This window comes from Pseudomonas putida, from assembly GCF_002741075.1.
Taxonomy (GTDB): domain Bacteria; phylum Pseudomonadota; class Gammaproteobacteria; order Pseudomonadales; family Pseudomonadaceae; genus Aquipseudomonas; species Aquipseudomonas putida_T.
Genome location: NZ_CP016634.1, coordinates 2079227 through 2093611, shown reverse-complemented (window position 1 = coordinate 2093611; position 14385 = coordinate 2079227). Strand labels below are relative to the sequence as shown.

At 64.8% G+C, this 14385-nt stretch carries 15 protein-coding genes and 1 pseudogene; 8 read left to right on the top strand and 8 right to left on the bottom strand.

Translation table 11 applies throughout. The features are described from left to right. The first annotated feature begins 81 nt into the window (after positions 1–81). Complete coding sequence (locus IEC33019_RS09640; RefSeq protein WP_070091198.1) at positions 82–1452, top strand: MATE family efflux transporter; 1371 nt, start codon at positions 82–84, stop codon at positions 1450–1452. On the opposite strand, the gene IEC33019_RS09635 is transcribed toward IEC33019_RS09640, so the two are convergent. Together IEC33019_RS09635 and IEC33019_RS09630 are read right to left on the bottom strand one after the other, a co-directional pair. Then, on the bottom strand, positions 1440–1769 hold the full coding sequence (locus tag IEC33019_RS09635; protein ID WP_070091197.1) for a cupin: 330 nt from the start codon (positions 1767–1769) through the stop codon (positions 1440–1442). The genes IEC33019_RS09640 and IEC33019_RS09635 overlap by 13 nt on opposite strands. A 48-nt stretch (positions 1770–1817) precedes the next feature. Further along, positions 1818–2429 carry a LysE family translocator gene (locus IEC33019_RS09630; RefSeq protein ID WP_070091196.1) on the bottom strand — a complete coding sequence of 204 codons (612 nt, stop codon included), beginning with the start codon at positions 2427–2429 and terminating at the stop codon, positions 1818–1820. Between the two features lie 101 nt (positions 2430–2530). Between IEC33019_RS09630 and IEC33019_RS09625 the strand changes: the two genes are divergently transcribed. Continuing rightward, positions 2531–3508 (top strand): GlxA family transcriptional regulator, encoded by a 978-nt coding sequence (locus IEC33019_RS09625; RefSeq protein WP_070091195.1) that lies wholly within the window; start codon positions 2531–2533, stop codon positions 3506–3508. A gap of 34 nt (positions 3509–3542) precedes the next feature. Here IEC33019_RS09625 and IEC33019_RS09620 read toward each other — a convergent pair whose 3' ends face one another. Continuing rightward, on the bottom strand, positions 3543–4403 hold the full coding sequence (locus IEC33019_RS09620; RefSeq protein WP_070091194.1) for a CAP domain-containing protein: 861 nt from the start codon (positions 4401–4403) through the stop codon (positions 3543–3545). 220 nt (positions 4404–4623) lie between these two features. On the opposite strand from IEC33019_RS09620, the gene IEC33019_RS09615 reads away from it, so the two are divergent. Further along, positions 4624–5028, top strand: a complete 405-nt coding sequence (locus IEC33019_RS09615; protein ID WP_070091193.1) for a hypothetical protein — start codon at positions 4624–4626, stop codon at positions 5026–5028. Between the two features lie 3 nt (positions 5029–5031). Here the strand turns inward: IEC33019_RS09615 and IEC33019_RS09610 are convergent, their stop codons facing one another. Then, positions 5032–5649 (bottom strand): LysE family transporter, encoded by a 618-nt coding sequence (locus IEC33019_RS09610; protein WP_070091192.1) that lies wholly within the window; start codon positions 5647–5649, stop codon positions 5032–5034. Positions 5650–5814: 165 nt separating this feature from the next. On the opposite strand from IEC33019_RS09610, the gene IEC33019_RS09605 reads away from it, so the two are divergent. The 4 genes from IEC33019_RS09605 to IEC33019_RS09590 all read left to right on the top strand — a co-directional run bounded on the left by IEC33019_RS09605 (position 5815) and on the right by IEC33019_RS09590 (position 8502). Then, a complete protein-coding gene (locus IEC33019_RS09605) occupies positions 5815–6036 on the top strand; it encodes an MbtH family protein (protein WP_070091191.1) in 222 nt (73 codons plus the stop codon). Between the two features lie 10 nt (positions 6037–6046). Continuing rightward, positions 6047–6766: a thioesterase II family protein gene (locus IEC33019_RS09600; protein ID WP_081337392.1), complete on the top strand. Its 720-nt coding sequence runs from the start codon at positions 6047–6049 to the stop codon at positions 6764–6766. Between the two features lie 84 nt (positions 6767–6850). Next, positions 6851–7402: a hydrolase gene (locus IEC33019_RS09595; protein ID WP_070091190.1), complete on the top strand. Its 552-nt coding sequence runs from the start codon at positions 6851–6853 to the stop codon at positions 7400–7402. Continuing rightward, positions 7399–8502 (top strand): DUF1615 domain-containing protein, encoded by a 1104-nt coding sequence (locus tag IEC33019_RS09590; protein ID WP_437436777.1) that lies wholly within the window; start codon positions 7399–7401, stop codon positions 8500–8502. Before IEC33019_RS09595 ends, IEC33019_RS09590 begins: the two co-directional genes overlap by 4 nt. 36 nt (positions 8503–8538) lie before the next feature. On the opposite strand, the gene IEC33019_RS09585 is transcribed toward IEC33019_RS09590, so the two are convergent. The 4 genes and pseudogenes from IEC33019_RS09585 to IEC33019_RS28170 form a co-directional block, all read right to left on the bottom strand. Continuing rightward, positions 8539–9387 carry an ABC transporter permease gene (locus IEC33019_RS09585; RefSeq protein ID WP_070091189.1) on the bottom strand — a complete coding sequence of 283 codons (849 nt, stop codon included), beginning with the start codon at positions 9385–9387 and terminating at the stop codon, positions 8539–8541. Beyond that, the gene (locus IEC33019_RS09580; RefSeq protein WP_070091188.1) at positions 9384–10397 is read right to left on the bottom strand and encodes an ABC transporter substrate-binding protein; all 1014 of its coding nucleotides are present in this window, start codon (positions 10395–10397) and stop codon (positions 9384–9386) included. The genes IEC33019_RS09585 and IEC33019_RS09580 overlap by 4 nt, the downstream gene beginning before the upstream one ends. A gap of 200 nt (positions 10398–10597) precedes the next feature. Further along, complete coding sequence (locus tag IEC33019_RS28175) at positions 10598–11353, bottom strand: methyl-accepting chemotaxis protein (protein WP_372340661.1); 756 nt, start codon at positions 11351–11353, stop codon at positions 10598–10600. A gap of 102 nt (positions 11354–11455) precedes the next feature. Continuing rightward, positions 11456–12421: pseudogene (locus IEC33019_RS28170) on the bottom strand (PDC sensor domain-containing protein); the annotation flags it as partial. Between the two features lie 586 nt (positions 12422–13007). Here IEC33019_RS28170 and IEC33019_RS09570 point away from each other — a divergent pair. Next, positions 13008–14327: a Na+/H+ antiporter family protein gene (locus tag IEC33019_RS09570; protein WP_070091186.1), complete on the top strand. Its 1320-nt coding sequence runs from the start codon at positions 13008–13010 to the stop codon at positions 14325–14327. The last annotated feature ends 58 nt before the right edge of the window (positions 14328–14385 follow it).

The following is a 14385-nucleotide window of genomic DNA, read 5'->3' as shown; positions in this document are numbered from 1 at the left end:
TGAGCGCAAATTAGCATACGTTGCGTATGTCAATAAGGGTGTATTAACATACGCGGCGTATGCTAATTGGAGGTTTGTCCCATGTCCGCGCCCTTGTCGCACCCTCAACGCACTTGGCTTGCCGAGCTTCCGGGCTTGCTGCGCCTGGCTTTGCCGCTGGTGCTGGGCCTCTCGGCCAGTGAGCTGATCAGCCTGACAGACACGCTGATGCTGGCCTCGCTGGGGACGCTGGTGCTGGCCTGCGTGTCGCTTACGGCCAGTGCCGGGTTGATCTTCCACGCCGGGCTCTACGGGATGCTCGCCACCCTCAGCGTGCGGGTGGGCCATGCCTTCGGTGCCGGCGATACCGACGCCGTGGCACGTACATTGCGCGCGGGGCTGGGTTACGGCCTGTTGGTCGGCACCCTCGGCTGCCTGGCGATGCTCGGCATCCTGCCGGTGCTGCAATGGGCCGGCGTGCCGTTGCCGGACATAAAACTGCTGACGCCGTACTGGCAGGCCATGGCGGTGTTCTTGATCCCGTTCTGCCTGGCCGTGGTGTTCAAGGACGTGCTTGAAGCCATCGGTCGTCCGTGGGTGGCGGTGCTGGTGGTGATGAGTGCGGTGGTGTTCAACATCCCCTTGAGCTATGGCCTGATCCACGGCCACTTCGGGCTGCCAGCCCTGGGCTTGATGGGCGCTGGTGTCGCCAGTGTGCTGGCCGAGTCCCTGGCGGTGCTGCTGGCGTTTGCCTATTGGCGTCTGGCGCCTTCGCTGTCGGCCTACCGACAAACGCCCCTGGGCCCGCGCCTGGCCTGGCGCATGCTGATGGGGGAGGGGTGGCCGCTGGGGTTGGGTTACCTGGCCGAGGCTGGCGCCATGGTGATCGCGGCCTGGATGCTGGGCTGGCTGGGCACTGCGGCGCTGGCTGCCAACCAGGTGGTGCAATCGATCGGCTCGTTGCTGTACATGTTGCCGTTGGGCATGGCGGCGGCGGTGAGCATCCGCATCAGCCAGGCTCAGGGACGTGGCGAAACCGCGCGGATCAAAGCCATTGGCAGCGCCACGTTCATCAGCGTCAGCGCCTGGATGGTGGCCAGTACCTTGCTGCTGGTGGTGTTTGGCCGGGCGATCGCCGAGGCCATGAGCGACGACCCTCAGGTGATCGCCATCGCTGTGCCGATGTTCGTGGTGGTCGCGACCATGCAGATCGCCGATGGTTTGCAGTCCACGGCCCTAGGCGCCTTGCGTGGATTGCAGGACTACCGCTGGCCGGTGGGCGTGACCTTGGTCAGCTATTGGCTGCTGGCGCTGCCGCTCAGCTATGGCCTGGCGTTTCATTCGCCGTTGGGCCCGGTCGGGGTCTGGGTCGGTTTTGCCTGCGGCCTGGCGGTGGCAGCAGTGATGCTGCCTTGGCGTTTCTACCGGTTGCAGGGTGGGCCAATCGGTGTGGTTCAGCCTCAGCTGCCGTAGAACACCGCCAGCCATACCGTGGCCGCGCCGGCCTCGGTCCACTCTACCCGATGCCGGCAATGGGCCGGGATGTCCAGGTGATCGCCGGGGCGCAGCACCCGCGCTTGTGGCTCGTGTTCGAGCCTGAGCCCGGCACTGCCGCTGAGCAGCAGCACCCATTCACCTTCGGCCTGGTCATACCAGAAGCCAGGTGGGCTGGCCTGGCCACTGGAGACGATGCGTTCGATGCGCAAGCCCGGACGATTGAGTAATGCGTCGAACGGCTCGGTAGCGTGTGGGTCAAGGGGGGGAAGGTCGGTGAACAGGTTGTCGGGCATAGGGGCCTCGCGCGTTACGCTCGTCAGGCTCCTGAGTGTAGCCCCGGCTCAACGGCCCAGTGGCAGCGCCACGCCGATCAGCGCGAACAAGGTCCCGCAGCAGCGATTGAAGCCGCGGCCACCCTTCGCCAGCCAAGGCCGCACGCGGAAGGCCAGGCGCGCCAGCAGGTACTCGACCACGAACTCCACGCTGGCAAAGGTCGCCGCCATGATCACGAACTGCATCGTCAGCCCGCGCTGTGGGTCGATGAACTGCGGCAGAAAGGCTCCATAGAACAACAGCACCTTGGGGTTGGCCATGGCCGACAGGAAGCCCTGGCGGAACAGCCCGCCATTGCCCAGGCGCGCGGCGCCCTCGGCAAGTTCCAGGCGCATCGCCGGGCTGCGCCAGAGCTGGATGCCCAGCCACAGCAAATAGGCTCCGCCCACCCATTTGAGCACCTGCAGCAGTGAGGCCGAGGTGTGCAACAGCGCACTGAGGCCAAACATCGCCAAGGCGATCAGTGCGCTGAAGCCGAATACGCCGCCAACGATGGTGAACAAAGTGCGACGGGCCCCGTAGAGTGCTCCGTGAGTCAGGGCCAGCAGGCTGTTCGGACCGGGGGTCAGGGACAAGCCGATGCTGGCCAGCAGGTAGATGAGCCAGGTATCCAGTGCCATGGAGAATGCCTTTGGGTCTGAAAAGCGCCAGTCTAGGGTAAGCGTCGGGATTCATAAGGTAGTATCTGGACATCCTGCGGTTATTTATGGACGCGCCTTGCATGACCCCTGACATCCGCCTGTTGATCGTGCCCTTGCCGGAATTCGCCTTGCTGCCGTTCGGTGCCTTCCTCGACAAGCTGCGCTTCAGCGCCGACGACGAAGACTACAGTCGCCAACGCTATTGCAGCTGGACGCTGCTGGGCCTGACCGCCGATCCCGTCCCTTCGAGCAGTGGCGCTGTGGTTCAGGTGCAGGCCACGGCGCAATCGGTGGATTTCAAAGGCTATGACTATCTGGTGCTGTTCGGAGGGCGCAGTGCGGCGGCCACGGCGGCGTTGGCTCCGCGCTACCAAGCCCTGCTCAAGCGCGCCGCCCGGGCGGGGGTGAAGCTGGTGTGTGTCGACAATGCGGTGTTTCTGTTGGCCGCCAGCGGTTTGCTCGAAGGCCACAAGGTGGTGGTGCATTGGCGGCACGAGGCGGAATTTCGCGCTTCGTTTCCCTCTGTGCAGGTGCTGCGCGAGCAGTTGTTTTGTATCGATGGCGCCCGGATCTCCTGCGCCGGGGGCACGGCGGCCATCGACCTGGCGGTGGCGCTGTTGTCGCGCGCCTGTGGCCGGACGCGAGCACTCAAGGGCTTGGCCGACATGCTCGTGGACGAGACCCGTGACAGCCGCCACGCCTTGCGCTCGCTGGAGCAGGGGCCTGGGCAGGGACGTGGGGTGCAGCGAGCGACTGCGCTGATGCGCCATCACCTGGGGTCGCGGCTGACGCTTGAACAACTGGCGGCGGAGTTGGGGATCAGTCGGCGTCAGCTGGACCGCCAGTTTCAGGCCAGCCACGGCATGAGTGCCAAGGCCTGGTGGCTTGAGATGCGCCTGCAGCAGGCGCGCTGGCGGTTGCTCAACTCAAGCCACGGCTTGGCGCAGATCGCCGATGAGGTTGGGTTGGGGGATGTCAGCTATTTGGGCAAGTGCGTACGACGCCGGTTTGGCTGCACGGCATTGGCGCTGCGCGCCTCGGGAAGGCTAGGGGAGTGAGTCTCCCCCGGCGTTGCAAACACACCCACGGCAATCATTGCGGCGACCCGAATAACCCGGTCCAGTAGATCCCTGCATCGCTCTTGGGGTCCACCGCATAGGCCGCGCCCAGCTCGGTGAAGTCCGGGTTCATCAGGGTGGCACAGTGGCCGGGGCTGGCGAGCCAGCCATCGACCACCTTGTTCGCTGTGTCGCGACCGGCGGCGATGTTCTCGCCGATCTGCCGGTACAGGTAGCCGGCCAGTTCTGCCCGGTCGCCAGGGGTGCGGCCATCGCGGTCGATATGGTCGAAGAAGTTCTGGTTGGCCATGGCCCGGGTGTGGTTGGCAGCGACGCCGGCCAGGGTGTTGTTCCAGCTCAGGGCGGGGGCTGCGGCGAAGGGTTGCCCACCGCATTGGCGCGGCGCCTTGCGCGCGGCGTTGATCGCTTGCAGCAATTTCTGGCCCTCGGCCTGCCAGTCACCCAGGCGCCCGCTGAGCAGGGGGCGGGCCAGAACGATGCGCCAATCCCGACCTTCCTGGCTGACACCGATATCGACGAACTGTGGGTCGAGCACTACCTGGCAGAAGCTTTCCTCGATGGCGTTCATCGCCGCCCGGGCATCGCGCGGGCCGGACAGGCTGATGGCCTGGACATTGACCATGGGGTAGGCGGCGCGGCTCATGGCCTGTTGCAGGTCGCGGGTGCCCTCCGGCGAAAGGGCAAGGCGGGTGTCGCTGTTCAGCGGAGGCAGTTCCAGCGACGCCTCGCCACCACAGCGCTGGGCCTGGCTGCGGTAGGCATTGATCGACTCGATCAGTTGTCCTTCTTCACCGGTAAAGGCCAAGGCGCTGGTCGAGGCGACAAGGCCCAGCGTCAGGGCGGCAAAGCGGGCAACGGATGACAGGACGCGCATGAAAATCTCCCTATGACTGGCAGCGCCTAGCTGCCCATCCTACACAAGCACACGGCGTTTGGCCCCGCTTTGTGCATGGCGAAAAAAACGGCCGGCAATCGATTGCAGACGGCAAAAGAGGGGGTAGACCCCTGCCTGCCCGAAAAGTGCGGTGGTCGGTGCAATAAGCCAATCGCAAGGTGCTCATGAAGTTGGACAGGGAAAGATCTATGCTTGCTCCATGACCTTCGACGAGCGCCCACTTCGACAACCCTGCCCACCGGCACTCTGCGATTGCGGGCGCGAGCGGCTGCACGAAGGCCCGCCACAGGCCCAGCGGATCCTGCTGCTGACCCGTCAGGAAGAAAAGCGCCTGCTAGAGCGCCTGGAGCACCTGAAGGACCTGGATGATCTCGAGCGCCTGCAGGTGCGCCTGTACGAGCAGTTGGGGATCCGCGTGCGTATCGCCCCCGGCTACAACGAGGTCCGTACCATGCGCGGCATCAGCATCGAGCTGGAGGAACAGCCCGGCCTGTGCCGCAAGACCCGCCAGGCCATTCCGGCCGCCATCCGACGAGGCCTTGAGCGCAACCCGCAGGTGGCCTTCCGCCTGCTCGATGCCCACGACCTGTTGCGTGACGCCTGATCTTCAGCGCATCGCCGCCAGCTTGATCCCGAACCCCACCAGACACGCGCCGGCCAGGCGCTCCAGCAGGTTGGACACCCGTGGGTTGGCGCGCATGCGTTCGGCCAGGTAGTGGGTCAACAGCACGGCGATCAGGCCGTACAGGAAGGTCAGTGCGGCCACGGTCACGGCCATGAAGGCAAATGTCACCACGCCCTGGTGGCGCACCGGGTCGACGAACAGTGGGAAGAACGCCATGTAGAACATGATCGCCTTGGGGTTGAGCAGGGTGATCATCATGGTCTGGCGCAGATAGTGCCCGCCGGCCATGCGGCTTTCGCGCGCAGCGGTACCCGGTTTGCTCAGCACCATGCGCAGGCCCAGCCAGGCCAGGTAAGCCGCCCCTGCCCACTGCACCACGTGAAAGGCCGCCGGGTAGGCCGCCAGCAGCGTGGCGACGCCGGCCACCGCCAGCCACATCAGCACCTGATCACCCAGGATCACGCCCAGGGTCGCGGCCAGCCCGCCCTTGACACCCCCCTTGCCGGTGGCGGTGATCAGCGCGAAGTTGCCGGGCCCGGGGATGGCCAGGAGGATGAGAAACGCTACAACGAATGCACCGTAGTCGGTTACGCCGAGCATGGGGAATCTCCACAGTGGGCTTTGCCGGGGGGATCTGGAGTTATGCCATTGTCTGCGCCGCTTGCAAAGGTTCGATGGCGACTAATTTTCGCTGCGAGTCCTTCGTTTCAAGGGAAGCCACCCTGCGCCTCGCGCAGCGGCCTCAATCATTCAAGGAGACAGGCAATGACGTCCGTATTCGATCGCGACGATATCGTGTTCCAGGTAGTGGTCAACCACGAAGAGCAATATTCCATCTGGCCTGACTACAAGGCGATTCCCAACGGTTGGCGCGCGGCAGGCAAGCGTGGCCTGAAGAAAGACTGCCTGGCCTACATCGATGAGGTCTGGACCGACATGCGGCCGTTGAGCCTGCGCCAGAAAATGGCCCAAGCCCAGGCTCAATGAGGCGTTGTCTGTGAATGCAGTGAATCTGCTGTGCCTGCCGTACTCCGGCGCCAGCGCCATGGTCTATAGCCGTTGGCGCCGAAAGGTGCCGGCCTGGTTGCAGGTGTGTCCAGTGGAACTGCCTGGTCGGGGCATGCGTCTGGGTGAGCCGTTGCAGACCGACATGCAGGCCTTGGCGCGGCAACTGGCCGTCGAGCACCGCGCCTCGGCCATTGCCCCTTATGCCTTGTTGGGCCATAGCCTGGGCGCGTTGCTGGCTTTCGAGCTTGCCCACGAATTGCAGGCCTTGGGCTGCCCGCCGCCGCTTGCGTTGTTTGCCTGCGGTACCGCGGCGCCGAGCCGCCGTGAGGACTACGACGGTGTGCAATGGCGTGAGCCGCGGCGCGATGATGAACTGATCGCAGAGCTGCGCAAGCTGCAGGGCACGCCCGAAGAGGTGCTGGCCAACCAAGAGCTGATGAGCCTGACCTTGCCGATCCTGCGCGCAGATTTTCTGCTGTGCGGGCGTTATGCCTACCGCCAGCGTCCGGCCTTGAGCTGCCCGCTGCATGTGCTGTGCGGTGAGGACGACCGGGCGAGCCAGGAACAATTGCAGGCTTGGGGCCGGGAAACGCAGGGGGCGTTCACCCTCGACGTGTTTCCGGGTGGGCACTTCTTCATTCACGAGCACGAAGACCGGGTGCTTGGCGTCCTGGCCGAGGCCTTGGCGCCGCTTCGACGCTGCGCCTGATTGACGTCGCCCTTTGCCTCGGCCAGCCTAGTGGGCTTTGCAGCCTACCTTGGGCTGCCCACTTTCCTAGGCAAGGGGCTGACAATGCTGATCGATCCTCGCAAGGCCACGCTGCTGGTCGTCGATATCCAGGAAAAACTCATCAATGCCATGAGCGACCCCGAAGGCACCCGTGCTCGGGCTCGCTGGCTGTTGGCGGCGACCGCCGAACTGGAGCTGCCGACGGTGATTTCCGAACAGTACCCCAAGGGCCTTGGCCCGACCCTGGCCGAACTCAAGGCCGCATCGCCGGCGGCGCAGATCGTGGAAAAACAGCATTTCTCCTGTGTGGCCGCCGAATGTCTGCCGGCCAGCCTGATGGCGCGCGAGCAGGTGATCGTCTGCGGTATGGAGACCCACGTTTGCGTGTTGCAGACCGTCCTCGGCCTGCTGGCCCTGGGCAGGCAAGTGTTCGTGGTCGAGGATGCCTGCGACAGCCGCAGCCCCGCCAGCAAGGCGGCGGGCCTGGCACGCATGCGCGATGCCGGAGCGCAGGTGGTGACCCGTGAGATGGTGCTGTTCGAGCTGATGGGCAGTGCCGGGCATCCGTTGTTCCGCCACCTCAGCAAAACCTACCTGGTGGGCGAACAGCCTTGACGGCTCGGACGAGTGGCAGGCTGGCGGCACTGGGTTTGGTGGTACTTGGGGTATTGCAGGGATGTACGACTTCGCCTGACGTTTCCGAGGCCGATCCGGCCCAGGTGCAGGCCCAGGTGCAGGCCCAGGTCAAGCGCCTGCTGCCGGCATCGATCAAGGAAAGGGAGGGCTGGGCGCGGGACATCCAGACCGCCTTCAATGCCCAGCGCATCCATCCGAGCAAGAGCAATCTATGCGCGGTATTGGCGGTGACCGAGCAGGAATCGACGTTCAATGCCGACCCGCAGGTGCCGAACCTGGGTCGCATCGCTCGTGAAGAGATCGATCGGCGTGCTGCACGACTGCACATCCCCAAGTTGCTGGTCGATGGGGCACTGAAAACCCCGTCGGGCAATGGCCAGACCTACCAGCAGCGCTTGATGGCGGTACGCAGCGAGAAGCAACTGAGCGGGTTGTTCGATGACTTCATCGCCGGTCTGCCGCTGGGGCGTACATTGCTGGGCGGTCTGAATCCGGTCCGGACCGGTGGTCCGATGCAGGTCAGCATCGATTTCGCCGAGCACCATGCCAAGGATTATCCCTACAGCTACGAGGGCACGATTCGCCAGGAGGTGTTCACCCGTCGCGGCGGTCTGTACTTCGGCATCGCCCACCTGCTGGGGTACCCGAGCCATTATCAGCGCCAGCTGTATCGTTTCGCGGATTTCAACGCCGGGTGGTACGCCAGCCGCAATGCGGCATTCCAGGCCGCACTCAGCCGGGTGAGCGGGGTGACCCTGGCGCTCGATGGCGACCTGATTGCGCCGGGCTCGATCATGCCCGGCACCACGGAGCAGGCGGCGCGCAAGCTCGGCGCAAAGCTCGGGCTGCGCAACCCGCAGATCCGCAGCCAGCTGGAGAAGGGCGACAGCCTCGGGTTCGAAGACACCAACCTGTATCAAGGCGTGTTCGCCCTGGCGGACGCCAAGGCGGGTAAACCGTTGCCACGCGCGGTGCTGCCGGGGATCGAGCTCAAGAGCCCGAAGATCACCCGCAAGCTGACCACGGCATGGTTCGCAGGGCGGGTGGATGAGCGTTATCAGCGCTGCATGAAGCGTTGAGCTTCGTTTCTTGGGGCCGCTGCGCGGTCCCGCTGCTCAACGTCGCGGCTGTCCAAAGGCCTGGCTGATGCGGTCGATGACCATTGCCAGCGCAACGATCGCAAGCCCCGCTTCCACACCCTGGCCGACATTGAGCGTCTGGATCCCGGCCAGTACATCCTCGCCCAAGCCGCGGGCACCGATCATCGAGGCCAGCACCACCATCGACAAGGCCATCATCACCGATTGGTTGAGCCCGGCCATGATGCTCGGCAGCGCCAGGGGCAGGGCGATGCGGCGCAGCCGTTGCCAGCGATTGGCGCCCAGGCCATGGGCTGCCTGCAGCAATGACGGGTCGATCTGGGCCAGGCCCAGTTCGGTCAGGCGCACCAGCGGCGGCAAGGCATAGACCAGGGTGGCGAACACGGCCGGGACCTTGCCCAGGCCGAACAGCATCAACACCGGGATCAGGTATACGAATGCTGGCAGGGTCTGCATCACGTCGAGCACCGGTAATACCAGGCGCCGCGCCAAGGGGCGGGTCGCCAGGAGCACCCCCAGCGGCACCCCGATCAGCACGCACAAACCGGTACTGACCAGCACCAGGGCCAGCGTCTGCAGCAGTTTGTCCCATAAACCGAGCATACCGATCAGCGCCAGCAGGGCACAGAGTACCAGCGCCCGGGTCAGGCTGCGGCTGGCGTGCCAGGCGAGCAGGCCGACCAGCAGGAGCAGCAGCCACCAGGGCAGCAGGCGCAACAGGTTTTCCAGGCCCACCAGCACGTGCAGCAAATGCTCGGACAGGCTGCGTAGTTGATCGCCATAGCGCAACACCAGCCAATCGACCAGGCGGTTGACCCATTCGGCGAAGGAGAATTGCAGGGCGTCGGGAAACCCTGCACTCACAGCGCACCCTCAACCTTGGCGGCGGCCTCGGCAGGCAGCCAAGCCTTCCAGACCGCCGGGTTGTCACGCAGGAACATCAGGGCAGCGTCACGCGGCGTCTGGCGGGTTTCGCTCATGTGGGCCAGGGCTTTGTTCAGCCGGTCGATGGGCAGTTCGACTTTCTCGAACACTGCCACCAGGTTTGGGTAGTGCTCACGAAAGGACGCTGAGACCCCGATCGACAGCTTGGCGGGCAATGACCGGCTGCCTTTGGGGTGCGGGTTTTTCGCATCGGTGAGGGTGGCCCAGGCCGCCGCGTCGAACGGTGGTTCTTCGAGGCGGACCAGATCGTAGCGGCCCATCAACGGCGTAGGGCTCCAGTAATAGAACAGCACCGGCTGGCCGCGGCGGATCGCCGAGCCGATTTCGGCGTCCAGCGCGGCGCCTGAGCCACTGCGGAAATTGTTGTAGAGCGTGTCCAGGCCATAGGCCTTGAGCTTCTGGCTGTTGACCGTTTCGGAGGTCCAGCCGCTGGGGCTGTTGAGGAAGCGGCCCTTTTCCGGTGTTTCTGGATCGCGAAACACCTGGGGGTAGCGCTTGAGGTCCTCGACGCTGCGAAGATCCGGCGCCAGTGGCTTCAGGTTGCGGGCCGGGTCACCCTTGATCACATAGGCCGGTACCCACCAGCCTTCTTCGGCATTTTTCACGGTATCGCCCAGGGCGAACACCTGGCCGGCCTGCTCGGCCTTGACCCAGGCAGGACTGCGCCCGGCCCACTCTTCGGCGATCACCTGCAGGTCGTTGCGCGCCAGGGCCACTTCCATGCTGACGGTACTGCCGGGGAGGGTGTCGGTGGGGTAGCCAAACCCATGCTCGACGATCAGCCGCAGGATCTCTGTGGTCAGTGCGCCGCTTTCCCAGCCAATGGCGCCGAAGTGGATAGGCGTGCGCTCCTCGGCGGCCGCGCTGTCGGTGCTGGCCAGGCCCACGGCGAGCAGCAGCCCGGCCAGCAGCGTTGGAATTCTCTTCATTGGCGCCTCGTCGGTTGCCGGTCCTTGAGTTCGGGCAAGTGTAGACGACGAGGTTGCAAGGCCCTGTGGCTCGCCTTTTCGTGGGTTTACTCACGAAGCAGGCTCCACGGTGGAGGGCACCGGTTTTGCCGGTGTTCGCGGGTCGATCGGAGCGTCGAGCCGCCGCGAAGGGCCGCAGAGCGGCCCCGGCATTGGAGGGGTCAGACGCGGAACTGGTCCATCAACCGCTGCTGCTGGTTGGCCAGGTCGTTGAGCGACTGGCTCACCCGCGCCGACTCGTTGGCCTGGCCGGACAGCGACTCGGTGACGTCACGAATGGTCGCGACATTGTTGTTGATCTCTTCGGCCACCGCGCTTTGTTCCTCGGCGGCCGAGGCGATCTGCAGGTTCATGTCGGTGATCACCGTCACGGCCTGGCCGATGCGCTGCAAGGCAGTGACCGCCTGGCCTACCTGCTCGACGCCGCCCTGGGCCTGGCGGTGGCTGTTGTCCATGGCACCGACTACTTCCTGGGTACCGGCCTGCAGGGCTTCGATCACCTGTCGGGTTTCCTCCACCGACTCCTGGGTGCGACGGGCCAAGTTGCGCACTTCGTCGGCGACCACGGCGAAACCTCGCCCGGCCTCGCCGGCGCGGGCGGCCTCGATGGCGGCGTTGAGGGCCAGCAGGTTGGTCTGTTCGGCGATCGAGCGGATCACCTCCAACACCGAGCCGATCTTCTCGCTGTTCTGCGCAAGGCCCTGGACCTGGGCCATGGCGCCGCTCATGTCGGCGGCCAAGGCGTCGATGCTGCTGGTGGTGCGGTCGATCACCGCCAGGCCTTCGCGGGTCGCCTGGTCGGCATCGCGGGCGGCCTGGGCGGCCTGGGCCGCGCTGCGGGCGACGTCCTGGGCGGTGGCGCTCATTTCGTGGGAGGCGGTGGCCACCTGGTCGACCTGGCGGTACTGCTGCTCCATGCCTGAGCTGGTCTCGGCGGCAATGGCTGCGGACTGGTCGGCGGTGCCTCGGGCAGCCTGGACCGACGTTTTCACTTCGGCAATGGTCGGTTGCAGCTTGTCGAGGAAGCGGTTGAACCAGCCGGCCAACTCGCCCAGTTCGTCGCGCTTGTCGTAGGTCAGGCGACGTGTCAGGTCGCCTTCACCGCTGGCGATGTCCTTGAGCATGGCGGCCACGCCCAGGATCGGCCGGGTGACACCGCGGGCCATCAGCCACACCAGCAACAGGCCGGCAATCGCCACGGCCAGCCCCAAGCCCAGTTCCAGCAGCGTGCCACTGGTGTTGAGGGTATCGAGCTCTTGCTTGAGCGCTTCGGCCGGGCCTGTCAGGGCGCTTTCCGGCACATCGAGCAGTACGCCCCACGGTTTGCCACCCGGGATCGGCTCGAACGCGGCCAGCACTTTCAGGCGTTGTTCGTTGCGCAGGATCTGCAGCTTGCCTTCGGGCAGCTTGCGCACCAGATCCGCGCCTTGGGCGGTGTCGACCTGGTCGAAGCGATGGGCCAGCTTGCTGGCATCGGCACTGTAGCCGGCCAACAGGCCTGCTGGGCTCAGGATGCCGACGGTGGTGCGACCTTCGTAGAGGTTGCGGCTGGCGTCTTGGCTGAGGGCCTGCAGGCTGTTGAGGTTGATGTCGATGGACAGGGTCGCGATCACCTTGTCGGCGACGATCAACGGGAACACGATGCTGGTCATCAGCACCTGCTGGCCTTCGATGGTGTAGAAGTACGGCTCGCTCACACAGACCTTGCCTGTGCTGCGCGGGCACACCCACCAGGTGTTGTTCGGTTCGCCACTGGGGCCGATCTCGGTGTTGGCCATGTCCTGCTCCGGCAGGGCCATGGACGTCAGCTGACCGGCATGCGGTTGCGACCAGTACAGGGCAAAACGACCGGTCTCGTTGCTGCCCAGCTCGGCTTGGCCGGTGAACAGTTTGTCCTTGCCATCGAGGGCGTCGTGTTCGAACACCAGCGACAGGCCCAGCAGGTCGGGGTTGGCCTGAAGGGCGGCGCGCACCTGACGGGTCATGTCTTCGCGCAGGTCATAGGCGTCCAAAAAACGCTTTTCGGCCTGTTCGCGCAGGAACAGCACCTGGCGGGCAAAGCCTGCGCCGTATTGGTAGGCGTCCATGAACTGGCGGCGGATGTTCAAGGCCTGGACCTCGCCTTGCGACTCGATGCGCGCCTGGGCCGACTCGGTGAGCATCTGCATGCTGCTGGCCTTGACCAGGTCAGAACTATGGTCCATGCGGTACAGCGAAAGGCCGATCAGCACGGTGACGATGGTCGCCAGGCAGAGGCCGGCCAGCAGGGTGATCTTCCACTGGATGGAGAGTTGTCGCAGAGGCATTTGGGGTGGATCCCTTGTGATAAATCGGGGGGCTGGCTTCTGTGTCGGCGTCGGGAAGGCTTTCTTTATTCAAGCGTTCAATAAAAAAGTCGTATTGCCTAAGTCGTTTGTCCCAGGTCGCGACCTTGAGCGCTTTGACAAGCGCCTGGGTGTGCTTCAGAGTGTGCGCCCTTCATAACAATATCCCCTGGCCCGGCCACTGCCTGCAGGCAGCCTGTCGCCGGCGCACTCGCTTTTTGTCTGTCGTAACGAGGTAATCCACACAATGAATGCTGTCATTGCCGCGGTCGGCATCATGCTGATCCTGAGCCTGTCCCGCGTGCATGTGGTCATCGCCCTGATCATCGGCGCCCTGACCGGTGGCCTGGTTGGCGGCCTGGGCACAGAAGGCACGCTCAAGGCCTTCAACAGTGGCCTGGGCGGCGGTGCGACGGTGGCGCTGTCCTATGCGCTGCTCGGCGCCTTCGCCGTGGCCATCGCCAAGTCCGGCCTGGCCCATGCCCTGGCTGATCGCGCCCTGGCGATGGTCGATCGCCAGGGTCATGGCAACGCCGGTGGGCTCAAGTGGCTGCTGATCGGCCTGATGCTGGTGGTGGCGATCTCTTCGCAGAACATCCTGCCTATCCATATCGCTTTCATCCCGCTGCTGGTGCCGCCGCTTCTGTACGTGCTGACACGCCTGCGTATCGACCGCCGTTTGATCGCCTGCGTGATCACCTTCGGTTTGATCACCCCATACATGTTCCTGCCGGTGGGCTTTGGCAACATCTTCCTCAACGAGATCCTGCTGGCCAACGTCAGCCGCGCGGGGGTGGATGTCAGTGGGGTCAATGTCACCCACGCCATGGCCATCCCGGCCGCCGGCATGTTGGCCGGCCTGTTCCTGGCCGTGTGCTTCAGCTACCGCAAGAAGCGCGACTATGACCTTGGCCGCATCGAGCAGGTCGAACAGGTCAGCGTCAGCTACAACCCCTTGACCCTGCTGGTGGCAGGTGCGGCCATCGCGGCGGCCTTCATCATCCAGCTGTGGCTGGACTCGATGATCATCGGGGCGATGGTAGGCTTTTTGATCTTCTCGCTGTCGGGCATCGTGCGCTGGAAGGACACCGACGATCTGTTCACCGAAGGCATGAAGATGATGGCCATGATCGGCTTCATCATGATTGCCGCTTCAGGCTTTGCCGAGGTGATGAAGGCCACCGGTGAAGTGCACAGCCTGGTGGAGGCCTCGGCGCAATGGATCGATCACAGCAAAGGCATCGGCGCCTTGCTCATGCTGTTGGTAGGGCTGCTGGTGACCATGGGTATCGGTTCGTCGTTCTCCACCGTGCCGATCCTGGCGGCGATCTTCGTACCGCTGTGCGTACAGCTGGGCTTCGACCCGGTCGCCACGGTGTGTATCGTCGGCACCGCTGGCGCGCTGGGCGATGCCGGCTCGCCTGCGTCGGATTCGACCCTGGGCCCGACCTCGGGGCTCAATGTGGACGGCCAGCATCACCATATCTGGGACACGGTGGTGCCGACCTTCATTCACTACAACCTACCGTTGTTGGCCTTTGGCTGGTTGGCGGCGATGGTGCTCTGAAAAGCCGGGGGGCTGCGTCGCGGCCCCCAGCAATGTCTGGCAGCTCGCCGTGCCCGTT